The organism is Kribbella sp. CA-247076, from assembly GCF_050942445.1.
Taxonomy (GTDB): Bacteria; Actinomycetota; Actinomycetes; order Propionibacteriales; family Kribbellaceae; genus Kribbella.
The window spans coordinates 1405091-1427479 of record NZ_CP192051.1; the positions used below are offsets into that span (position 1 = coordinate 1405091).

Consider the following 22389-nt stretch of genomic DNA (forward strand, 5'->3'; position numbering starts at 1 on the left):
AAGTTCAGGAGGAGTCTAAGCAGGGACTTGAACAATGTGCAAGAGATTTCCTGAACATTGTTCAAGGGTCAGGGGTGAGGTGGTCCTCGACGGGGGTGACCGAGATGAGGGTGACGCTGAGGTCGCGGATCCGGGCGAGGAGGCCGTGCAGCTCGGATTGGTCGGTGACGGGCCCGCGGAGGGTGGTGGTGCCGTCATGCTCGAGGGTGAGGTCGAGGCCGCCGAACCACGTCGACCAGCGGTGGTCCAGGTGACCCTCGATCCGGAGTTCGTAGGACCTGGGGGCGGTCATGATCAGGCCCTCGCCGCAGCCGCGGCGCGTGCTCGTCGGGTCCGCTTCGCGGCGGGGCGGCGGATGATCCACTCGGCGGCAGCGGCGTTGATCACCCAACCTGCGCTGACGGACAGCGCTGTGCTGAGTTCACCGGTGCCGAAGGCGCCTTCGCCGACGCCTTGGGTGAACACCTGCGTGCCGGCGGCCACGGCCAACGCGTAGGCGCGGATCATCCACGCCCGGTGCGCGGCGATGTCGCGGCGACGGATGGCGGTGAAGCCGAGGACGAGTGCGGCCGCCATGGCCGAGCTGACGATCAGGCGAACAATCCAGAGGAGGTCGCCGCCCGGCGCGCCGGGGTAGAAGAGCGTCATCCAGAGCCCGGACCCGGCCACGACCAGACCGGCGACGACGAGCACGCGACCGGTACGCCGATGCCACGTACGATGCCTCCGCCGGATCCGGGCCGGGAACTGGAACGCACCGGCGACGGCGTACACGGCGGCGCCGAGGACGTGCAGGACGAGCGGGATCGGCGAGGCAGCGACGCGCGGGTTGGCGGGCAACACCTCCGGTCCGCCGGCGAGCTCGAGCAGCCGCAGCGAACCGGCGACCAACGGGAAGATCGTCAGGATCACCAACGCAACCGGAGCCCGCCAAGCCGACTCCTGCCGGGCTCCGGACCGACGCTGCCGACCAGGCCGGCGCTGGGAAGCTGGCCGGCTGGTCGAGGCGGCGTACTGGGTCATTTCGCACCGACCGTGGTCGCGTCGGACACGGTCGCGGCGGACTCACTCTTGCGGCGCGCCGTGGCCCAAAGCGACAGACCCAGGCCGATCAGCGCGATCGCGTTCGGGAATGCGAGCAGCCGGTAGAACGCGTCCGGCATCACCGAGAGCGCGGCGCTCACGACCCCACCGGCCGCAAGCAGCGCGGCCGCCCACCGAGCCAAGACCCGCGCCCGGTAGAGCGCAACACCGAAGATCAGCCCACCGGCCAGGTAGGCGAACCCCTGAAGCTGCAACACGGTTCCCATCGCGCCCACATCGCCGGTGGCCGAGCCGCCGGTCACGACAGTGAGTACGTCGCTCACGTAGTCCGGATCCGTGTCGGCGACAGCCGGCAGCACGTACCCGAGCGCGAACGTCGTACCCAGGATGGTGAGGTAGCCGACGCTCAGCACGACGTATCCGACGAGCCCGAGCAGTCCGTTCCGCCGGATCTGGCTCAGGTACATCCCGGTGAAGCCGGCCAGGGCCAGCGCGGCCATCAGGACCTTCAGCGAGTTCCGCAGTACGACCTCGGTCGAGGTGATCGTGGTGACGTCCAGCGTCGGGTGCCCGAGCTGTACGCCGACGAACAGCAACCCGGCGCCGACGGCGGCCGCGCCCGCGGCCCGGGTGAGTGTGGTGGGTGTGATGGTCATGTCCGGCTCCTTGTCCCGTCCCGGGCGGTCGCCTCGGGATATCGGGAACGTAGGACCGGATGTGGTGACCGCACATCACCACATCTGGTGAGCGGCGATGTGAAATCCATCCGACCTGAACAAAGTGCAACTACACTGCCGGGCATGCCGAGGAACACGTTGACCGTCGAACAAATCGTCGCGGCGGCGGTCGCCCTGCTGGACGAGGAGGGCCTCGACGGCCTGAACATGCGTGCCCTGGGCAACAGGCTCGACTCGGCCGCGACCGCGATCTACTGGCACATCAAGACCAAGGACGAACTCGTACGGCGGGCCGCGGACGGCATCTGGGAGGAGATCGAGCTCCCGGACCTGGAGGGCGACTGGCGGGTTGCGGCGACCGCGATGGCGACCGGGCTGCACGACATGCTGATGAGGCACCCGTGGTTCGGCCAGGCGCTCGGCAGCCACCTGCTGTACGGCCCGGGGAAGGCGCGCTACGACGACCACAGCCTCGCGCTCTACGAGTACGCCGGCTTCAGCCCCGCCGACGCCGACCGCGCCGCCGCGACCGTCTTCATCTACGTCACCGGCAGCGCCCTGAGCTCAGCCGCCCAGATCTCCCTGACCCGCCGCCTCACCCGCGCCGGCCACGACGCCGACCAGGCCCTGGAAGAAACCATGACCAAGGCAAGAGAAGTCGGCCTGGCCTACCCCCACCTCCGCCACCGCCTGACCACCCCAGCCGCCCAAACCTACGCAGCCGCCCCCGACAACACCTTCCCCTTCGGCCTACAAACCATCCTCACCGGCCTCCAATCCCACCTCACTCGTTAACCCGCCGCCCTGGTGTGAGGTGAACGCGGGTCAGTCAGCGGACACCGCTACGCGGCGGCTGTGCTTGTGGCGCCTTCGGCGGCGTGCGCAAACTGCGGTCCTCGGGCATCGGGGTCGGCGCGGAGTACACGGCATGCGTGGGTGCGGGCAAGAGCGGACACCGCTACGCGGCGGCACTGCATCAGGCCGCCTTCGGCGGCGTGCGCGTGGCGTGGTGCGGGGTGATCTGGTGGCGCCGAGCAACCCATGCGCGGGGTACGGACATAGCGGACACCGCGACGCGGCGGCTGTACATAAGGCGGCGCGCGTGGACTGTGCACCTGGTGGACCTGGTCGGCGTGAGCACCGCGCGTGTGAGGGTCTGGGCTTGGCGCCGCTACGCGGCGGCTGGATCAGCTCAGCCGCGCGCCCGGGCGGCGCCCGTCTGTCCTCCAACCACCGTGCAGTTCTCGGCGCCGATCCCGGGATGCGTGTCAGCGGTTGGCGCGCGCCGCCGAAGGCGGCGACAAGCACAGCCGCCGCGCAGCGGTGCCCGATCGCCCTCCCCGCGCGTGCAGTTGCTCGGCGCCGACCAGATCACCTCCGCACCACACCTCGCGCACGCCGCTGGAGGCGGCTACAAGCGCAGCCGCCGCGGAGCGGTGTCAGTTGGTGGTGTGCTTGGGGTTCAGTCTTTGATTTCGCAGAGGATGGCGCCGGCGGTGACGGTGGCTCCTACTTGGGCGGTGAGGGCGGTGATGGTGCCGGCCTTGTGGGCGTTGAGGGGCTGTTCCATCTTCATTGCCTCGAGCACCACGATCAGGTCGCCCTCGGCGACCACCGCACCTTCCTCGACGGCGATCTTCACGATCGTTCCCTGCATCGGCGACGCCAGCGAGTCCCCGGACGCGGCTGAGCTCTTCCCGGAGCCGCCGGCCCGCCGTGCCGGCTTCTTCTTGCCTGCCCCCGCGCCACCGACAGCGACCGCGGTCGCCCCCAGGCCGGCGGGCAGTACGACCTCGAGCCGTTTGCCGCCGACCTCGACGGTCACCTTCTCGCGTTCCGCGGACTTGGGCGACTCGCCGCCAGGTCCGTCGTACGGCGGGACCTGGTTGTCGTACTCCGTCTCGATCCAGCGCGTGTGCACCTTGAAGCCGTCGTCGCCCACGAACGCCGGATCCGACACGACCGCGGCATGGAACGGGATGACCGTCGGCATCCCCTCGACCACGAACTCCCGCAGCGCACGCCGGGACCGCTCGAGCGCCTGCGTGCGGTCGCGACCGGACACGATCAGCTTTGCCACAAGCGAGTCGAACGCACCCGGCACCGTCTCGCCCTGGTCGTAACCGCCGTCGAGCCGTACGCCGGGACCCGACGGCGCGTGCCACCGTGTCAGCGTGCCGGGCGCCGGCAGGAATCCACGCCCGGCATCCTCGGCGTTGATCCGGAACTCGATCGAGTGCCCCGACACGACGGGATCGTCGTACCCGAGCTCCTCGCCCTGGGCGATCCGGAACATCTCCCGGACCAGGTCCAGGCCGGTGACCTCCTCGGAGACCGGGTGCTCGACCTGCAGCCGGGTGTTCACCTCGAGGAACGAGATCATCCCGTCCTGCCCGACCAGGAACTCGCACGTGCCGGCGCCGACGTACCCGGCCTCGCGCAGGATCGCCTTCGACGAGGAGTAGAGGATCTCCAGCTGCTCGTCGGACAGGAACGGCGCGGGCGCCTCCTCGACGAGCTTCTGGTACCGGCGCTGCAGCGAGCAGTCCCGCGTCGACACGACCACGACGTTGCCGTGGGCATCGGCCAGGCACTGGGTCTCGACGTGCCTCGGCTTGTCCAGGTAGCGCTCGACGAAGCACTCACCGCGGCCGAAGGCGCTGACAGCCTCACGTACGGCGGACTCGTACAGCTCCGGCACTTCCTCCAACGTGCGCGCGACCTTCATGCCGCGACCGCCGCCGCCGTACGCCGCCTTGATCGCGATCGGCAGGCCGTACTCCTCCGCGAACGCGACCACCTCGGAGGCGTCCGCCACCGGATCCGGCGTGCCGGGGACCTGCGGGGCGCCGACCTTGTCCGCGATGTGCCGCGCCTTGACCTTGTCGCCGAGTGAGTCGATCGCCGACGGCGGCGGGCCGATCCAGATCAGGCCGGCATCGATCACCGCCTCGGCGAAGGACGCGTTCTCGGCGAGGAAGCCGTAGCCGGGATGGACGGCGTCCGCGCCCGAGCGGGCCGCGACGTCGAGGATCTTGCCGATGTTCAGGTAGGAGTCGGCCGGGCTCGCGCCGTCCAGCGAGTACGCCTCGTCGGCGAGCCGGACGAACAGGGCGTCACGGTCCTGCTCGGCGTACACGGCGACGCTGCCCAGCCCGGCGTCGGCGGCGGCGCGGACGACCCGGACGGCGATCTCGCCCCGGTTCGCGACCAGCACCTTGGTGATCTGCTTGCTGTCGGACACAGCTGACTCCCTTCGGCCAGCCCGAGTCTAGGGTCAACCGGTCCTCGGGGAGACAGGGTGTTTCTCACACCCTACCGACCGGTCACCGCCGGCCGGAGCTCATCCGTCGATTGTCGACAATCTCAGAACAAGCCCGGCCGGCAACCCGCGACGAGCCGAGCGGGCGACCGGAGCCGAGCCGGGCGGGCGACCGGGGACGCGCCCGGGCCGGCGACCTGGGACGAGGCGGCTGGCGAGCGGGGGACGAGCCGGCGGGCGAGCGGGGGATGAGCTCGGGCGGCGATCGGGGACTAGCTCCGGCCGCCGCCCGGAGAGGTCAGCGGTACGACTTGGAGACGCCGTCGAGCAGGTGCTCGAGGGTCTCGTACGTCGGCGTGTCGGCCACGTCGATGATCTCCTCGGCCACCGGCACCCGGTGCTCGGCGACGACCTCGGCGAACTGCGCCGCGTCCGCCGTACGGAACCCGTGCCGGGCCGCGAGTTGCTGGAGCTTCTCGTCCGTCGTCAGCACCTCGCCGAGCTTCTCGCCCTGCGGAGTGAGCGACAGCAGGGTGTGCTTGGACTGCACGGTCGGCGACGGGTACATCAGCACCATGTCGCGGCTGAGCTTCTCGCGGACCGCGGCCTCCACGAACTGCGCCTCGTAGATGCACACCAGCGGCGTCTTGCCCATGCCGAGCGACAGGTAGTCGTCGAACGGACCCTCGCTCGAGCTGTCGGTGTACCCCTGGTTGACGAACAGCGGCGCGACCAGCGGCAGCACCTTCTTCTCCGCGGCGGCGCCCTGCACCACGGTGTCGCCGTTCGCGACGTAGCTGGCGATCGACAGGAACATCGCCGCCGAGTTCGAGGTCCGCGGGTCGGTGGTGGTGACCAGGATCCGCTTGCCGACCGGGTACGTCGTGTTGCCGCGGATGTTGTCCCACCGCATCCGGGCCCGGACGAGGTCGACGTACCTGCGGACGTCGAAGTACCAGACGCCGTCGACCTGCTTGGCGATCCCGGTCGCGGACAGCAGGTTGGCGATCGGCCGGTACGTCGCGATCGCCATCGGCGAGGAGAACACGGCGTACTTCTTGCCGGTGATCGCGGGCCGGTTGCCGCTCGGCTGCTGGATGCGCTCGGCCGCGACCGTGCTGGACGGGAAGGCGAAGTCGTACTTCTTCAGGTCGACCGAGGTCGCGATCTCGCGGGAGCCGGCGGTGTCGATCTTCACCGCGAGGCCGTGTGCGGCGAGGGCGGCCTGTACGTCGGGATCCTCGAAGAAGGCCCGCTTCTCCGAGCCGATGACGCCGCTGACCGTGGCGGTCGCGGGCGTGGTGCCGGCCTGGACGTCGTCGCCGTTCCGGACGATGACGATCGTGGTCAGCGTGGCGACGACCAGCACGCCGGCAACGGCCGCCGGAAGAGCAACCCGGCGCCGCGATCCGCCAGGCCCCGCAGTCGTCGTACCGGAACCCGGCGTCCCACCACCCACCGCCCCGGCGCCGCCGACCGGCGAGCCGCCGTCCGCCGGCGAAGCGCCGTCCGCCTCAGCGGGAGACGCGGGCGAGCCGCCGTCCGGTCCAGTGGCGGTCGCTGCCGTGGTGGCTTCCAGGGTTACTGATGGGGGTCTGGTCCATTTGGCTTTGCGGTCGTCCAGTGTCTCGGGGGCAACCGGGTCGGGGTGCGGGCTCAGTTCGGCGCGGACGATGCGCTCGACCAGGATCGGCACGTACTCGCGGACCGGGTCGCCGGTGAACCGCTGGTGAGCCGCCTGCACGGCGGCCTCGACGTCTTCGGGGGAATGGAGGTCGGAGAAGGTGTCGGCGAGCCTCCTGGTCACGTTCAGGATCGCCTTGTCCTCGCGGACGGTGTCGAGCTTCAAGGGGATTTCTCCACTGTCTTGACTCCTGGGAAGGCTCCGGCTCGTCAGCGCCCCCGTCCGGCGCCGGACACATCGTTCCGCATCGACAGGTCCATCCGGCGCCGCCGCCGTGCGGTGCTCGCGACCGGGCTCAGGCAGGCGCTCGGGCGGGGGAGGGAATAGGGTTTCCGGGGACGGGGAGTCGACTGGGTGAGGAGTAGTGATGACCGGAATTCTCGAGCCGTTGGCAGGGACCGCGCCGGCCGTCTGGGAGAAGCTGGACGACCGGTTCGACGGCATCCGCGGTGACACGCTGCTCGAGCGGCTGTGGACCGGCGGGCGGTGGGTCGAGGGTCCCGTCTACGTGCCGGCCGGCCGCTACCTGCTGTGGAGCGACATCCCGAACGACCGCATCCTGCGCTGGGACGAGACGTCGTACCAGGTCTCGGTCTTCCGGCACCCGGCCGGAAACACCAACGGGCACACCCTCGACACCGAGGGCCGCCTGGTCAGCTGCGAGCACGGCAACCGCCGGGTGACCCGGACCGAGCACCACGGCGCGGTCAGCGTGCTGGCCTCCGAGTACGACGGGAAGCGGCTGAACAGCCCGAACGACGTCGTGGTCAAGCGCGACGGGTCGGTCTGGTTCACCGATCCGGCGTACGGCATCGACAGCGACTACGAAGGCTTCAAGGCCGAGATCGAGACCGGCGGCTGCCACGTCTACCGGGTCTCGCCGGACGGCGTGCTGACCCGGGTCGCGGACGACTTCAACCGCCCGAACGGGCTGGCGTTCTCGCCGGACGAGTCGTTGCTCTACATCGCCGACTCCGAGGAGGGGACGCTGCGGGTCTTCAGGGTCGACGGTGACAAGCTGTCCGGCGGCGAACTGTTCGCCGAGTGTGGCAACGGGATCTTCGACGGCATCCGGCTCGACACCGAGGGGCGCGTCTGGGCGTCCGCGGCCGACGGCGTGCACGTGTACCACCCGGACGGCACGTTGCTCGGCAAGCTCCTCGTCCCCGAGACCGTCTCGAACCTCGTCTGGGGCGGTGCCAAGCGCAACCGCCTCTTCCTCACCGCGACCACCTCGGTCTACTCGGTCTTCACCACCGTCAACGGTGCTCCCGGCCCGTACTAGTGCCCCGCGTCGGATCACTAGTGACGGTCTCCCTCGGGCGAGGGAGGCGGTTGGTTCTCGCGATGGATCACACCGGGGCGTGCGGCTGACAGCGTGGCTCGAGTGGCCCGCGACGGGCGGGCCGGATCCCGAGGAGTGCGTGTGTTCCGTCGTTCGATATCCGCTGGAGTGCTGGCGCTGCTGCTGACCGTCGGTGTCACGACGTCGTCCGTCGCTGCGGGTGACGCCGCGACGGCGGGGAATGGCGCGGTGATGCAGGTGTCCGGCGTCGGTGCCGGTCAGCTGGGACCGGAGTTTCCGGGGATGGAGGGCGACCCGGTGCGGTTCGAGATCGACGGTCGCGCCACCGATCCGCTGCGGCCGTCCGGATCCTTCCGCGTCGTGCACCGCAAACCCGACGGTCGTCTGCTCGCCGAGTTCAGCGGCCGGATCACCAGTCTGCGCGCGGTCGACGAGGTGGCCGTGGTGACCGGCGTGATCGACGCGGCCGAGCACCCCGACGTCGACATGGAGTTCATCGGCAAGCCGGTCGCCTTCACCGTGTACGACGGCGGCGACCAGGACCGCATCGGCTGGCTCTGGGGCTTCTTCGGCGCCCCGGTGAGCCCGCTCCAGGGCACCGCCCCGCACCTCGCCCTGACCGAGAGCGGCTTCGAGGTCCGCGACGGACAGAACCGACCCAAGGGCAACGGTTCCTCCGTGACAGTGGCGGCAAAGAACGACGGTACGACGGTTGCCGCCGTGCTCCGTGGTCCGAGCCCGACCGCCCGCGGGACGATGCGGTTCCAGCTCGCCGCGCACGTTCCGGCCGGAGGCACGCCGGTCGACGTTCAGGGACGCTTCCGGCTGACGGACCGCGGCACCAATGTCGAAGGCAAGCTCACGTGCCTGAGCAGCGGCGGACCCGTCGCGATCACCACCGGCGTCGTGACCAAGTCGAAAGACCCGGCGCAGGTCGGCAAGCCGGTGTCGTTCTCGCTCAAGGATGGCCGGACCGACCGCCTCGGATGGCTCCTGAGCTGGTCCCCGGACCAGCCGCCCATCGCCGACTGCATCTCGACCATCCCGTCCTACGCTCCGCGGCGGGGCGGCGTGGTCGTCCGATGAGGTTCCCGGGTACGGCGCCGGGCGGGGCGTCGTACCCGGGTAGGGGTCAGAAGTTCTTCTGGACCTGGTCGATGACGGTGAAGACGGCCAGGAAGCCGAACGCCAGGAAGGCGAACAGCATGACCGCGGCGCGCAGCGGGCTGATCCGGATCGCCTTGGGCAGGGCGCGGGAGTTCATCCACCAGAGCAGGCCGGAGTAGAAGAACATCATCGTGCCCGCGGTGCACGCGGAGATGACCAGCAGCACCAGCGGCTGGGTCAGGCCGGCCAGCAGCACGATGATGCCGAAGGCAACCAGTCCCCAGACGAGGTAGAAGTACAACTTGGACTCGCTCACCGACGAGTTGCGCAGGTAGCGGGCCTTGATCATGTCGGAGGTCAGCCGGGACGTGTAGTCGACGATGCCGGCCGCGGCGGCGAACAGCGCGAACGCACCGATCGCCCAGAAGAGGTAGCCGAACCAGCCGCCGACCAGCGACTGCAGCTCGGTGCCCTCGACCTTGAGGAAGCTGATGTTGTTCTTGACGTCCGGGCTCCCGAACAGGGTGGCGTGCGCGAGCATCGACGTGAACGTGATGGTCAGCACGGTGATCACGACGAACGTCGACGCCTGCTCGACGTTCGCGAACTTCCACCAGCGCCGCCAGCGCGCCATGTTCTGCTCGTCGACGTTGAACACGTACCCCTTGGCGGTCGGGTCCGCCTCGGTCTCACCGGTGATCGGCGAGACCAGCCGGGGCACGTGCGCGCCCATCCCGAAGCCCTTGTCCCGGATCCAGTTGCTCTGGACCAGGTTCTGCCCGCCGCCGGCACCGGCGTACGCGATCGCGCCCATGATGAGCGCGAACCCGAGCTGGTCGGCCGGGAACTGCGGCGCGGTGACGGCGTCGCCGAGCGCGCTGTAGGTGCGGCCGCGGATCGCGAACGCGAGCGCGAGGACGACGAGCAGGGCGACCGCCAGGATCTTGACGAAGATCAGCCGCTCGAGCATCACGTACACGACCGGCGCGAAGGTCAGGATCAGGCCGATCGAGAGCAGGATGCCGATCGCGATCCAGCGCGGGTCGCCGGCGCCGAACAGGTACGTGAGCATCGAGGCCGAGCTGGTCGCCCAGCCGGGCCACATGTTCGCGAAGTAGGTCATGATCGCGAAGAAGATGCCCCAGTGCTTGCCGTACCGGTTGAAGCCGGTCAACGCTGTCTCACCAGTGGCCAGCGTGTACCGCTCGATCTCCATGTTCAGGAACCACTGGATGATCACGCCGACCAGCGCGCCCCAGAGGAACACCAGGCCGACCTGGCTGGAGATGTACGGCCAGAGGATGAACTCGCCGGAGGCCAGGCCGACGCCGGCGCCGACCATGCCGGGACCGACGATCTTCCAGGTGTTGGTCGGCGGCTCGGGCAGGTCGCGAACCTGCGGCTCCGGCAGGTTCTTCGTGGGCAGCGCGAATCTGCCGTGGTCACTGGTAGTGGTGTCTGCCATCGGGCTCCTCACTTCCTCGACCCCCTGTTCGGGAGGTTAACCAATGAGGTGGGTACAGGCGACCCGACACAGCCACGACTCAAGAACCCTTGAGCATCTCCAGCGCCTTCGCGATCCGCCGGGCCCGGGTTTCCGGCTTCTTCGCCTCGTTGATCGCGTTCACGTGCTCGCGACGGTGGCTGTAGCTGAGCTTGTCGAACGCCGCCCGCAGCCCCGCCTCGTCCAGCGCCGCCGCCAGCTCCGCCGGTACGTCGACCGTCCGCTCCGCCGTGTCCCGCTCGACGGTCACGGTGACCGTGTCCCCGTCGTCCTTGCCCAACTGCCCCCGGATGCTTTTCAACATCCCCAGCGCCATACACCCACCCATCGACGCGATCGACCCCCGATAAGCCACCCCGTCGAACGAGGCCCGCACCGGAATCCGCCCCCCACCCCCGAGCGCAGCCACCACCTCCCCAGGCACCTCAACCCAAGCCCCACCCCCGTCATTGACCACCACAGTCCCCTCAAAGGTCTCCATACCCGCGACCTTAGGACGACAGCTTGCTGGGCCACCAGACTTTCTTGCCGATGTCGTAGGCGAGGGCGGGGACGAGGAGGGAGCGGACGACGGTGGTGTCGAGGAGGACGCCGAACGCGACCATGAAGGCGATCTGGACCAGGAACAGGATGGGCAGTACGGCGAGCGCGGAGAACGTTGCCGCGAGCACCACGCCGGCGGAGGTGATCACGCCGCCGGTGACCGCGAGGCCGATCAGGATGCCCGGGCGGGTGCCCTGGCTCTGGGATTCCTCCCGCACCCGCGTCATCAGGAAGATCGAGTAGTCGATGCCCAGCGCAACCAGGAAGACGAACGCGTACAACGGGATGCTCGGGTCGGCGCCCGGGAAGTCGAACACGTGGTTGAACATCAGCGCGCTCACCCCGACCGTCGCGGCGAAGGAGATCACGTTCGCCACCACCAGCAGGGCGGCCGCGGCGATCGACCGCAGCAGCAGCATCAGGACGACGAAGATGACCGCCAGGATCGCCGGGATGATCACCCGCAGGTCCCGCTCACTCGCGTCCAGCACGTCCAGGTTGATCGCGGTGTTCCCGCCGACCAGGATGTCCGGCGACACCTGGTCCAGCTCGGTCCGCAGGTGCTCGACCACCTTCGTGGCCTCCGGCGAGTCGGCCGCGACCTCGAGCGTCGCCTGGACCAGGACCTTGCCCTCGACAACCTTCGGGGGTACGCCGGGAGCCGCCGACGCCGACGCCTCGCCGACGCCGTCGACCTCCGAGGCGGTCCGGACCACCTGCTCGGCTTGGGCGACCGGGGTGAGGATCTGGACCGGCGTACCGGCGCCGGCGTCGAAGTGCTTGGCGAGCTCCTCCTGACCGGTGACGGACTCGACCTTGTCCAGGAACAGGTCCTCCTGCGAGATCCCGCTCGCGCTGAACGTCGGCAGGAACGCCGCGCACGCCAGCAGCGCCAGCGCGGTGATCGCCCAGACCTTGCGCGGACTCTTGCCGACCAGGCCCGACACCCGGCCCCACAGCTTGCGGCCGCCGACCTGGTCGCGCGCGTGCACATGGTCGACCCGCGGAATCGACGGCCAGAAGATCCGCCGGCCGAAGGCGAGCAGGATGGCCGGCAGGAAGCTCATCGAGGCGACCAGGGCGCCGGCGATCCCGATCGCGCCGACCGGGCCGAGGCCCTTCGTGCTGCCGAGCTCGGACAGCAGCAGGCACAGCAATCCGAGGATGACCGTGGCCGCGCTGGCCGCGATCGGCTCGATCGACGCCCGCCACGCGACCTTCATCGCGTCGTACTTGCTGGTGTAGTCGTGCAACTCCTCTTTGTAACGGGAGACGAGGAGCAGCGAGTAGTCGGTGGCGGCGCCGACGACCAGGATGAACAGGATGCCCTGGCTCTGCCCGTTGAGTTCGATGACGCCGTTCTTCGCCAATGGGTACACCACCAGGGCGGCCAGGGCGAGACCGAACACCGCGGTCAGCAGGACCGCGATCGGCAGGATCGGGCTGCGATAGACGATCAGCAGGATCACGAACACGACCGCGAGCGCGACCCCGAGCAGGATGCCGTCGATCCCGCCGAAGGCGACCACGAAGTCCGCGAACACACCGCCCGGCCCGGTCACGTAGACCTGCAGACCGGTGGGAGTGAGGTCCTGCTTGATCTCCGTGCGCATTGTGTCGGCGGCGGCGTACAGGACGGTCTCGCCTTCGTGGACGACGTCATCGACCCGGTCGCCGTCGAGTTCGACGGTAAGCAGTAAGGCCTTCTTGTCCTCGGACGGGATGACGGTCTTGGCGGGGGAGGCGAGGTAGTCGCCGATGGTCTTGCCGTTGCCGAGGTCGAGCGTCGGCACCGCGGCGAGGAACTCGTTGGCCTTGGTCAGGTCGGCGGGCGTGATCCCGGCCTCGCGCTGGATCAGGACGAAGTACGGCAGGGCGTTGGAGTCGACGAACTTCGCGGCCTCGTCGCTGACCAGGGTGGACTCGGCCTGTTCGGGGAGGAAGTTGGCGTTGTCGTTCTCCTGGACTTCGCTCAGCTTGCCGACCGTCGGGCCGCCGAGCGAGCCGAGCACCAGCCAGGCGATCAGGACGGCGGCGATCCCGGCCCGCCAGGCCCAGCGCCCGCCGCTCCGGCCGCCCCGCCCGGCCCTGCCGGTGCCGCTCGTGTCCGGAGCCGCGTCCTCGGTGGTCTGCTCAGTCGGATTCACCGTTGTCCCCTCGCCGTCGGTAGGGGCACAGTACCCAGCCGCCGGGACTTCCTCTTCTCTCACCACCCGCCGACTGGTGTGCGGGAGCCGTTTCGGCGGCGTAACAACAAGATGACTACGCGGAAACACCCCGGTCATAGCGTCCTGGCCTAATCAGTGAGGTCGGACGATCGGAGACGTGAGATGACGCTCGAGGCACGACCGGACGCCGTCGCCACCCGCGACGGGAGCGGCGCGGTAGGGACGGTCGAGGCGCCGCGGCGCGGGCGCTGGATCGATGTCTGGGACCCTGAGGACGCCACCTTCTGGGCCGGGAAGGGCCGCGCGGTCGCGCGCCGGAACCTCTGGCCGTCGATCTTCGCCGAGTTCCTCGGCTTCTCCGTCTGGCAGCTGTGGAGCATCGTGGTCGTCTCGATGCCGAGGGCCGGCTTCACCTACTCCACGGACCAGCTGTTCTGGCTGGTCGCGCTGCCCAGCCTGGTCGGCGCGACCCTGCGGTTGCCGTACACCTTCGCCGTACCGCGGTTCGGCGGCCGGAACTGGACGATCGTGTCCGCGCTCCTGCTGCTGGTGCCGACGATCGGGCTGTCGTACTTCATGACGCAGCCGGACACGCCGTTCTGGCTGATGGCGCTGGTCGCGGCGACCGCGGGTGTGGGCGGAGGCAACTTCGCCAGCAGCATGACGAACATCTCGTTCTTCTACCCGGAGAAGGAGAAGGGGTTCGCGCTCGGCATCAACGCGGCCGGCGGCAACCTGGGCGTCGCCGTCGTCCAGCTGGTGGTGCCGGTGGTGATCGTGCTCGGCGCCGGGCTGTCGCTGAACCGGGCCGGGCTGCTGTGGATCCCGCTGATCGTCCTGGCCGCCTTCCTCGCCTGGAAGCTGATGGCGAACCTATCCGTCGCGACCTCGTCGTTCTTCACCTCGATCGCGGCGGCGAAGCGGCCGCACACCTGGATCATCTCGTTCCTCTACATCGGCACGTTCGGCTCGTTCATCGGCTTCGGCGCGGCGTTCCCGCTGCTGATCAAGACCACGTTCCCCGAGATCACCGTGGCCCACATCGCCTTCCTCGGCGCGCTGGTCGGCTCGGTCGCCCGTCCGTTCGGCGGCAAGCTGGCCGACCGGCTCGGCGGCGCCTGGGTGACGGTCTGCGCGTTCGTGGTGATGGGGCTCGGCATCCTGGCGGCGATCGTGTCGCTGAACGCTGGCAGTTTCACCGCGTTCCTGGTCAGCTTCCTGTTCCTGTTCGTCGCCAGTGGCGCCGGCAACGGGTCGACGTACCGGATGATCCCGGCGGTGTTCCGGCTGACCACCCCGGACGACCCGGGCCGGGCGCGGCGGGAGGCGGCGGCCTGCATCGGGATCGCGTCCGCCGTCGGTGCGTACGGCGGCTTCCTGGTCCCGCGCGGATTCGCGATGTCGACGAGCAGCTACGGCTCGCTGATCCCGGCGCTCTACGTCTTCTGCGGCTTCTACGTGGTCTGCCTGGCCGTGACCTACTTCTGCTACCTCCGCAAGGGCGGCCCGCTCACCCGGGAGCGCGTGTGAGCGGAGTCCCGACCCACTGTCCGTACTGCGCTCTGCAGTGCGCCACCACGTTGCACCCGGTCGACCGGCCGGGTGCGGTGGAGGTGCGGCCGCGTGCCACGCAGAGCTACCAGGGTGGCCCGACGAACAAGGGCGGACTGTGCCGGAAGGGCTGGACGGCTCCCGAGGTGCTGACCGTGCCGGACCGGCTCACCACGCCGCTGATCCGGGACGCAGCCGGTGAATTGGTTCCGGCGAGCTGGGACGAGGCGCTCGACCTGGTGGCCGGCCGCATCCGGGCGCTGCAGGCCGAGCACGGCAACGACGCGGTCGCGGTCTTCGGCGGTGGCGGGCTGACCAACGAGAAGGCGTACGCGCTCGGCAAGTTCGCCCGGGTCGCCCTGAGGACCGCGAACGTGGACTACAACGGCCGGTTCTGCATGTCGTCCGCGGCGGCCGCGACGAACCGTGCCTTCGGCATCGACCGCGGGCTGCCGTTCCCGCTGGCCGACCTGGCCGGAGCCGGCGCCGTCCTGCTGGTCGGCAGCAACCTCGCCGAGACGATGCCGCCCGCGGTCGCGCACCTCGACGGCGTCCGCGGCTCGGGTGGGCTTCTGGTCGTCGACCCGCGCCGTACGGCGACCGCATCGCTGACCGCGGACGGCGCCGGCATCCATCTCCAGGCCACCCCCGGGACCGATCTGGCGCTCGTGCTCGCGCTGACACACGTCGTACTGCAGGAAGGTCTTGCGGATACGGCGTACCTCGCTGAGCGGACCGATGACCCGGATGCGTTGTTCCGGTCGACGGCGTCGTGGTGGCCTGAGCGGGCGGAGCGGGTGACCGGGGTGCCGGCCGCGACGATCCGGCGGGCAGCGCGGGCCCTGGCCTCGGCAGCGCCGGTGCATGGTGGTTCGGGTGCGTTCGTCCTGACAGGGCGTGGGGCTGAGCAGCACAGCAAGGGCACGGACACGGTGACGGCCTGCATCAACCTCGCGCTGGTGTTGGGGCTGCCTGGTCGGCTGGGCAGCGGATACGGCTGCATCACCGGGCAGGGGAACGGGCAGGGTGGCCGGGAGCACGGTCAGAAGGCCGATCAGCTTCCTGGCTACCGCAGCATCACCGACCCCGCCGCCCGTGCGCACGTTGCCGCGGTCTGGGGTGTCGATCCCGCGAGCCTTCCCGGCGCCGGTCGGAGTGCGGTCGAGCTCATCAACGCACTCGGTACGGCGGACGGGCCGAAAGCACTGCTGGTCCATGGGAGCAATTTGCTGGTCTCGGCGCCGCGGCTCGCGTCGGTGCGGGAGCGGCTGGCGTCGCTCGACCTGCTGGTGGTGGCCGACGTCGTTCCTTCGGAGACCGCGTTGCTGGCGGACGTGGTCTTTCCGGTGACGCAGTGGGCCGAGGAAGACGGCACGATGACCTCCCTCGAGGGCCGCGTCCTGCGCCGCCGGGCTGCTCTCGCGCCACCGGGTGAGGTGCGCAGCGACCTGGCCGTGTTCGCCGGTCTGGCCGAGCGGCTGGCGAGCCCGGTGCCGTTCTCGACCGACCCGGCCGAGGTGTTCGAGGAGTTGCGGCTGGCCAGCAAGGGCGGCAAGGCGGACTACTCGGGGATCACCTGGGAGCGGATCGACGCGGGCGAGGCGCTGTTCTGGCCGGTGCCGGCCGACGGGCATCCAGGGACGCCACGGCTGTTCGCGGACGGTTTCGCGACGCCGGACGGGCGTGCGCACGTGGTTGCGGTCGACCACCGGCCGGTTGCCGACGATCTGCACGCGGAGGCCCCGCTCTACCTGATCACCGGCCGGCTGCTGCAGCACTACCAGAGCGGTGCCCAGACGCGTCGCGTGGCGGAGCTCGACGAGGCCGAGCCCGAGGCGTTCGCCGAGCTTCATCCGCGGGTCGCCGCGCAACTCGGTGTCACCAACGGGCGCCCGATCCGGTTGCGGACCGCGCGGGGGTCGCTCGTGCTCCCGGCCCGCGTGACCGCCGACGTCCGCCCGGACACGGTCTTCGTGCCGTTCCACTACGGCGGTGCCGGTGCGGTCAACGAGCTCACCAACGACGCGCTCGACCCGGTGTCGCGGATGCCCGAGTTCAAGGCGTGTGCCGTCGACGTCACAGCCGCCAGCCTTCCGGCGACTGGAGTTCCGGCATGAACGAGCGGGTGATGATCATCGGTGGCGGCATGGCCGGCCGGCGGTTGGCCGGGCTGCTTCCGTCGTACGACGTGGTGGTCCTGGGGGACGAGGCGTCGTACAACCGTGGCCGGCTGACCGAGTACGTCGCCGGTCGCGCGGCCTCGCCCGTGGTGGGGAACGAAGAGTTGGTGACCGCGGTCCGGGTGGATCGGACGCGGCGGGTGGTGGTTGATGCTGCCGGGGGTGTGTGGTCCTACGACCGGTTGGTCTTCGCGACCGGGGCGACCGCGGTGGTGCCGCGTGGGGTGGCTGACGCGCCTGGGGTCCATACATTGCGGTCTGCTGCGGATGCTCAGTCGATTGTTGACAATCTGACACGCGTACGGCGTGCGGTCGTGCTCGGCGGAGGTGTGCTCGGGGTCGAGACCGCGTGTGCGCTGCGCGAACGTGGGGTTGCGGTGACGTTGGTCCACGACGGGGAAACCCTGCTGGACAAGACGATCCGGCTCACGGCCGGCCGTCGGGTCACCCGTGCGGTGCGCGAGCTCGGCGTCGAGGTGTTGCTCAACACGACGCTCGACGGCACCGAGTTGCGGTCTGGGTCTTTCCGGGCGCTGCGGTTGCGCGGTGGCCGGCAGGTGTTCGGTGATCTGCTCGTCGTCGCGTCTGGGGTGCAGCCACGGACGGAGCTCGCGGCGGGGCTGCCGATCGGCCCGACGGGCGGCATCGTCGTGGACCGAACACTGACGAGCCTCGGCGACCCACGAGTCCACGCCATCGGCGACTGCGCCGAACTCGACGGCCGCGTGACCGGCACGGTCGCGTCCGCCTGGTCCCACGCCGAAGCGCTCGCAACCCACCTCGCTACCCCGCCGTCCTCCAACCTGGAGCCGGTGAGTCCGCCCGAGTTCGAGGTGCTGCGGTTGACGGCCGGTGGGCTCGACCTCTTGGTGCTGGGCGACAAGCACGAGGACGGGGAGGTGGTGCGGCTCGAGGACGGGGAGCGGTATGTGCGGGCCGTGCTGCGCGACGGCATCGTGCGGGCGGCGGTGGCGGTGGGGGCGCCGGAGGTGGCGGCCGAGCTCGTGCTGCTGGCGGACCGGGGTACGCCGGTCGCGGCCGACGGGCTGCTGGCGACTGCCGACGTACCGACGAAGAAGCCGGCCACCGTGTGCCGGTGCAACGGGGTCACCAGGGCCGCGATCGAGGCGGCCTGGCGGGGAGGTGCCGACAGCGTCGCCGGCATCGCCGCGACCACGCGAGCGACCACCGGGTGCGGCAGCTGCACCGGGGCCGTCGGCGCGCTGCTCGACCGGTTCCGCCGCGGCGAGACCGAACCAGTTCCGACCAGGAGGGCGACGATGACAGAGCTGAACAAGGCCCGGCACGTAGTGGTGGTGGGCGGAGGCATGGTCGCCCACCGGCTGGTCGAGGCGCTGCGTTCGCGCGACACCGGCGTCGAGTGGCGGATCACCGTGCTCGCCGAGGAGCCGCGGCTGCCGTACGACCGGGTCGCGCTCACCAGCTACTTCTCGGGCCGCGACCCGCACGACCTCTCGCTGGGCGAGCCGGAGCTCTGGGACGACCCGGCGGTGACGTTGCGCAAGGGCGTCCAGGTCACGTCGATCGACACCTCGGCGAAGACCGTCACGACCGCCCGCGGCGAGCAGCTCGGGTACGACGAGCTCGTCCTGGCCACGGGCTCGTCGGCCTTCGTGCCGCCGGTGAAGAACAACGACGCCCAGGGCTGCTTCGTCTACCGCACGATCGACGACGTGGCCGCCCTGCGCGTGTATGTCGAGCGGCTCAAGAGCGAAGGCAAGGACGTCCACGGGGTCGTGGTCGGCGGTGGGCTGCTCGGTCTCGAAGCGGCCGGTGCGCTCCGGGCGCTCGGGGCCGCGACCAAGGTGGTCGAGTTCGCGCCGCGACTGATGCCGCTGCAGGTGGACGAAGGTGGTGGCGCCGCGCTCGCACGCCTGATCGAGGGCCTGGACGTCGACGTCCTCGTGTCGACCCAGTGCACCCGCGTCAAGTTGACCTCACAAGGCTCGGCGAAGGCGATGGCCGTTGCCGGCGGCCCCGATCTGCCGGCCGACGTGGTCGTGTTCGCGACCGGTGTCCGGCCGCGCGACGAGCTCGCCCGCGCCGCCGGTCTGGACCTCGGCGAACGTGGCGGTGTGGTGGTCGACGAGGCCTGCCGTACGTCGGTCCCCGGCGTCTGGGCGATCGGTGAGGTCGCGTGCATCGAAGGTCGCGTCTGGGGTTTGGTTGCCCCCGGCTACACGATGGCCGAGATCGTCGCGGACCGGCTGCTCGGCGGGGAGGCGACGTTCCCGGGCGCGGACACATCGACGAAGCTGAAGCTGCTCGGCGTCGACGTGGCCAGCTTCGGTGACGCCTTCGGTACGTCGGAGGGTGCGCTCGACATCGTCTACGCCGACCCGGTCGCCGGTGTCTACAAGAAGCTCGTGCTGTCGGACGACGCCCGGACCCTGCTCGGCGGCATCCTCGTCGGCGACGCGTCGGCGTACTCCGGTCTGCGCCCGATGGTCGGCCGCGAGCTCGGCGCGGATCCGGCCGCGTTCCTGCTGCCCGAGGGCGCCGGGCCGGTCAAGCTCGAGCTGCCCGACGACGCGGCCGTCTGCTCGTGCAACAACGTCTCGGCCGGCACGATCCGGTGCGCCGTACGCGAGGAGGGCTGCTCGGACCTCAAGTCGGTGTGCGGGAAGACCAAGGCAGGGACGTCGTGTGGATCCTGTCTGCCGATCGTGAAGAACCTGCTCAACACCGAGCTGACCAAGGCCGGTGTCGAGGTCAGCAAGGCGCTGTGTGAGCACTTCGCGCTGTCCCGCGCCGAGCTGTTCGACGTGGTCCGGGTGACCGGGCTGCGGACGTTCAGCGAGATCGTCGAGCGGCACGGCACCGGCCGCGGTTGCGACATCTGCAAGCCCGTGGTCGCGTCCGTGCTGGCGAGTCTGGACCCGGCCGGGCACGTGTTGGAGGGTGAGCGGGCCAGCCTGCAGGACACCAACGACCACGTGATGGCGAACATGCAGAAGGACGGCACGTACTCCGTCGTGCCGCGGATCCCCGGCGGCGAGATCACCCCGGAGGGCCTGATCACGATCGGCGAGGTGGCCCGCGACTTCGGCCTGTACACCAAGATCACCGGCGGCCAGCGGGTCGACCTGTTCGGCGCGCGGATCGAACAGTTGCCGGCGATCTGGCAGCGGCTGGTCGACGCCGGGTTCGAGTCCGGGCACGCGTACGGCAAGGCGCTGCGGACGGTGAAGTCGTGCGTCGGCGCCACCTGGTGCCGGTACGGCGTCCAGGACTCGGTCGGGATGGCGATCGCGCTGGAGCTGCGGTACCGCGGGCTGCGGTCGCCGCACAAACTCAAGCTCGGCGTCTCCGGCTGCGCGCGCGAGTGCGCGGAGGCGCGCGGCAAGGACGTCGGCGTGATCGCGACCGAGAAGGGCTGGAACCTGTACGTCGGCGGCAACGGCGGCATGACGCCGCGGCACGCCGAGCTGCTCGCCTCCGACCTCAGCGACGAGGAGCTGTTCCGGGCGATCGACCGCTTCCTCATGTACTACGTCCGGACGGGCGACCGGCTGCAGCGGACGTCGGTCTGGATCAGCGAGATCGAAGGCGGTCTCGACCACGTCCGGGACGTCGTACTGAACGACAGCCTCGGCATCGCCGCCGACCTGGACGCGGCGATGGCCACGCACGTGGACGCGTACGTCGACGAGTGGCTGGCGACCCTGAACGATCCCGACAAGCTGGCCCGGTTCGTGTCGTTCGTGAACGCGCCGGACCAGCCCGACGCCGACCTGCGGTACGTGGTCGAGCGCAACCAGCCGCGGCCGGCCACCCCGGCGGAACGTGGACAGCTGGAGCCGGTGCTGCTCGCCGGCCCTCGATTGGAGGTACGGCGATGAGCGTTGCCGCGGTCAGCCGGACAGCGGTCTGCCGGTACGACGTACTGCTGCCGGAGCGTGGGGTCGCCGCGCTGGTCGGGTCGGTACAGATCGCGCTGTTCCGCACCCACGACGGGATGGTGTTTGCCATCGGCAACCAAGATCCGTTCAGCGGGGCGAACGTGATGTCGCGCGGGATCGTCGGCAGCCGGGGCGACGTCCAGACGGTGGCGTCGCCGATGTTCAAGCAGGTCTTCGACCTGCGCACCGGGGTGTGCCTGGACGATCCGTCGGTGTCGCTTCCGGTCTACCCGGTGGAGATCGTCGACGGACAGGTGCTGGTGGGCGCGGAAGGGGCCCGGCGCGGTGAACGGTAAGCCGGGGCCGCTGAGCGGCTGCACGATCGCGATCACCGCGCACCGTCGCGCGGACGACCTGATCGCGTCGTTCGAGCGGCGTGGTGCGAAGGTGCTGCACGCGCCGACCCTGCAGATCGTGCCCGTCGCCGACGACCACGCGCTGATCGAGGCGACCCGGCGGGTGATCGCGAACCCGCCGGACGATGTCGTCGTCACCACCGCGGTCGGCTTCCGCGGCTGGGTCGAGGCGGCAGACACCGCCGGGCTCGCCGCGGATCTGCTCGGCACCCTGGAGCAGTCGCGCATCCTTGCCCGCGGCCCGAAAGCGCGCGGTGCGATCCGGGCCGCGGGTCTCGTCGAACACTGGTCCGCCCGGTCGGAGACGACCGCCGAGGTGGTGGAGTGGTTGCGCGACCAAGGCGTTGACGGGCGGAAGATCGTCGTACAACTGCATGGTCTGTCGGACCCCGGACTGCAGGACGCGCTCCGGGCCGGCGGCGCGTCCGTGCGCGGGCTGGAGGTCTACCGCTGGGGGCCGGCGCCCGATCCTGCGTTGGTTGATCGGATGATCGGGCAGATCTGCTCGGGCGCGGTGGATGCGGTTGTGCACACGTCCGCGCCGGGTGCGCAGGCGATGCTCGACGCTGCGGCCCTGGCCGGGCAGTACGACGCGCTCGTCACGTCGCTGCGGACCGGGCGGGTGCTGAACGCTTGCGTCGGTCCGGTGACGGCTACCCCCTTTCACACGTTGGGATTGGAGCCGTTGCTCCCGGACCGGTTCCGGCTGGGTGCGCTGATCCGGATCGTCACCGACCGGCTCACGGACGACAACGCGCGGTCGATCGAGACCGAGTTCGGGCAGTTGGTGATTCGTGGTGGCGCGGCGGTGCTGGACGGTGTGGTGCTGCCGCTCGGTCCGGGTCCGCGCGCCGTACTGGCCGCACTCGTGGCGGCCGGCGGTGATGTGGTGTCGCGCCCGGAACTGCTCGCGGTGCTCCCCGGAGCCGAGGACGTCCACGCGGTGGAGGTCACGGTCAACCGACTCCGCACGGCGGTCGGCCGACCAGAACTCGTCCGCACCGTGGTACGCCGTGGCTACCGCCTCGCCGTAGAACCAGCCGGAGTCGCCTCATGACGACGAACCACCTCAGCAGCCGGACTC

General features: G+C 70.1%; 16 protein-coding genes. 8 read left to right on the top strand and 8 right to left on the bottom strand.

Going from position 1 to position 22389, the window contains the following annotated elements; genetic code table 11:
* Nucleotides 1-61 precede the first annotated feature (61 nt).
* The 3 genes from ACQPYZ_RS06710 to ACQPYZ_RS06720 form a co-directional block, all read right to left on the bottom strand.
* Complete coding sequence (locus ACQPYZ_RS06710; protein ID WP_433166335.1) at nucleotides 62-292, bottom strand: hypothetical protein; 231 nt, start codon at nucleotides 290-292, stop codon at nucleotides 62-64.
* Nucleotides 293-294: 2 nt separating this feature from the next.
* A complete protein-coding gene (locus ACQPYZ_RS06715; protein ID WP_433166337.1) occupies nucleotides 295-912 on the bottom strand; it encodes a DUF2306 domain-containing protein in 618 nt (205 codons plus the stop codon).
* Nucleotides 913-1019: 107 nt separating this feature from the next.
* On the bottom strand, nucleotides 1020-1700 hold the full coding sequence (locus ACQPYZ_RS06720) for a hypothetical protein (RefSeq protein WP_433166338.1): 681 nt from the start codon (nucleotides 1698-1700) through the stop codon (nucleotides 1020-1022).
* Nucleotides 1701-1844: 144 nt separating this feature from the next.
* On the opposite strand from ACQPYZ_RS06720, the gene ACQPYZ_RS06725 reads away from it, so the two are divergent.
* Nucleotides 1845-2516 carry a TetR/AcrR family transcriptional regulator gene (locus tag ACQPYZ_RS06725; RefSeq protein ID WP_433166340.1) on the top strand — a complete coding sequence of 224 codons (672 nt, stop codon included), beginning with the start codon at nucleotides 1845-1847 and terminating at the stop codon, nucleotides 2514-2516.
* Nucleotides 2517-3183: 667 nt separating this feature from the next.
* Here the strand turns inward: ACQPYZ_RS06725 and ACQPYZ_RS06730 are convergent.
* Nucleotides 3184-4965 carry a biotin carboxylase N-terminal domain-containing protein gene (locus ACQPYZ_RS06730; RefSeq protein WP_433166341.1) on the bottom strand — a complete coding sequence of 594 codons (1782 nt, stop codon included), beginning with the start codon at nucleotides 4963-4965 and terminating at the stop codon, nucleotides 3184-3186.
* Nucleotides 4966-5281: 316 nt separating this feature from the next.
* Nucleotides 5282-6832: a three-helix bundle dimerization domain-containing protein gene (locus ACQPYZ_RS06735; RefSeq protein ID WP_433166343.1), complete on the bottom strand. Its 1551-nt coding sequence runs from the start codon at nucleotides 6830-6832 to the stop codon at nucleotides 5282-5284.
* A 202-nt stretch (nucleotides 6833-7034) separates the two neighbouring features.
* Here ACQPYZ_RS06735 and ACQPYZ_RS06740 point away from each other — a divergent pair, with 202 nt between their 5' ends.
* Entirely contained in the window at nucleotides 7035-7952 is a 918-nt protein-coding gene (locus ACQPYZ_RS06740; protein WP_433166345.1) for an SMP-30/gluconolactonase/LRE family protein, read from the top strand.
* A gap of 141 nt (nucleotides 7953-8093) precedes the next feature.
* Nucleotides 8094-9059, top strand: coding sequence for a hypothetical protein (locus tag ACQPYZ_RS06745; protein ID WP_433166347.1), 966 nt, complete (start codon nucleotides 8094-8096; stop codon nucleotides 9057-9059).
* 46 nt (nucleotides 9060-9105) lie between these two features.
* Here ACQPYZ_RS06745 and ACQPYZ_RS06750 read toward each other — a convergent pair whose 3' ends face one another.
* The 3 genes from ACQPYZ_RS06750 to ACQPYZ_RS06760 form a co-directional block, all read right to left on the bottom strand.
* Nucleotides 9106-10545, bottom strand: coding sequence for an Nramp family divalent metal transporter (locus tag ACQPYZ_RS06750; protein ID WP_433166349.1), 1440 nt, complete (start codon nucleotides 10543-10545; stop codon nucleotides 9106-9108).
* Between the two features lie 79 nt (nucleotides 10546-10624).
* Nucleotides 10625-11065: a YdeI/OmpD-associated family protein gene (locus ACQPYZ_RS06755; RefSeq protein ID WP_433166350.1), complete on the bottom strand. Its 441-nt coding sequence runs from the start codon at nucleotides 11063-11065 to the stop codon at nucleotides 10625-10627.
* Between the two features lie 10 nt (nucleotides 11066-11075).
* A complete protein-coding gene (locus ACQPYZ_RS06760) occupies nucleotides 11076-13274 on the bottom strand; it encodes an MMPL family transporter (RefSeq protein ID WP_433166352.1) in 2199 nt (732 codons plus the stop codon).
* 183 nt (nucleotides 13275-13457) lie between these two features.
* On the opposite strand from ACQPYZ_RS06760, the gene ACQPYZ_RS06765 reads away from it, so the two are divergent.
* Genes ACQPYZ_RS06765 through ACQPYZ_RS06785 form a run of 5 tightly spaced genes read left to right on the top strand, consistent with a single transcriptional unit; the run spans nucleotide 13458 to nucleotide 22362 of the window.
* Nucleotides 13458-14825 (top strand): MFS transporter, encoded by a 1368-nt coding sequence (locus ACQPYZ_RS06765; RefSeq protein ID WP_433166354.1) that lies wholly within the window; start codon nucleotides 13458-13460, stop codon nucleotides 14823-14825.
* The gene (locus tag ACQPYZ_RS06770; protein ID WP_433166355.1) at nucleotides 14822-16963 is read left to right on the top strand and encodes a molybdopterin oxidoreductase family protein; all 2142 of its coding nucleotides are present in this window, start codon (nucleotides 14822-14824) and stop codon (nucleotides 16961-16963) included. Before ACQPYZ_RS06765 ends, ACQPYZ_RS06770 begins: the two co-directional genes overlap by 4 nt.
* Entirely contained in the window at nucleotides 16960-20889 is a 3930-nt protein-coding gene (nirB, locus tag ACQPYZ_RS06775; RefSeq protein WP_433166356.1) for a nitrite reductase large subunit NirB, read from the top strand. The genes ACQPYZ_RS06770 and nirB overlap by 4 nt, the downstream gene beginning before the upstream one ends.
* Nucleotides 20886-21245: a nitrite reductase small subunit NirD gene (gene nirD, locus ACQPYZ_RS06780; protein ID WP_433166358.1), complete on the top strand. Its 360-nt coding sequence runs from the start codon at nucleotides 20886-20888 to the stop codon at nucleotides 21243-21245. Before nirB ends, nirD begins: the two co-directional genes overlap by 4 nt.
* On the top strand, nucleotides 21235-22362 hold the full coding sequence (locus ACQPYZ_RS06785; RefSeq protein WP_433166359.1) for a uroporphyrinogen-III synthase: 1128 nt from the start codon (nucleotides 21235-21237) through the stop codon (nucleotides 22360-22362). The genes nirD and ACQPYZ_RS06785 overlap by 11 nt, the downstream gene beginning before the upstream one ends.
* Nucleotides 22363-22389 lie beyond the last annotated feature (27 nt).

Coding starts and splice junctions, on each gene's coding strand:
- ACQPYZ_RS06750 (WP_433166349.1), bottom strand. CDS start 10,545: ATGGCAGACACCACTACCAGTGACCACGGCAGATTCGCGCTGCCCACG.
- ACQPYZ_RS06725 (WP_433166340.1), top strand. CDS start 1,845: ATGCCGAGGAACACGTTGACCGTCGAACAAATCGTCGCGGCGGCGGTC.
- ACQPYZ_RS06720 (WP_433166338.1), bottom strand. CDS start 1,700: ATGACCATCACACCCACCACACTCACCCGGGCCGCGGGCGCGGCCGCC.
- nirD (WP_433166358.1), top strand. CDS start 20,886: ATGAGCGTTGCCGCGGTCAGCCGGACAGCGGTCTGCCGGTACGACGTA.
- ACQPYZ_RS06755 (WP_433166350.1), bottom strand. CDS start 11,065: ATGGAGACCTTTGAGGGGACTGTGGTGGTCAATGACGGGGGTGGGGCT.
- ACQPYZ_RS06765 (WP_433166354.1), top strand. CDS start 13,458: ATGACGCTCGAGGCACGACCGGACGCCGTCGCCACCCGCGACGGGAGC.
- ACQPYZ_RS06710 (WP_433166335.1), bottom strand. CDS start 292: ATGACCGCCCCCAGGTCCTACGAACTCCGGATCGAGGGTCACCTGGAC.
- nirB (WP_433166356.1), top strand. CDS start 16,960: ATGAACGAGCGGGTGATGATCATCGGTGGCGGCATGGCCGGCCGGCGG.
- ACQPYZ_RS06740 (WP_433166345.1), top strand. CDS start 7,035: ATGACCGGAATTCTCGAGCCGTTGGCAGGGACCGCGCCGGCCGTCTGG.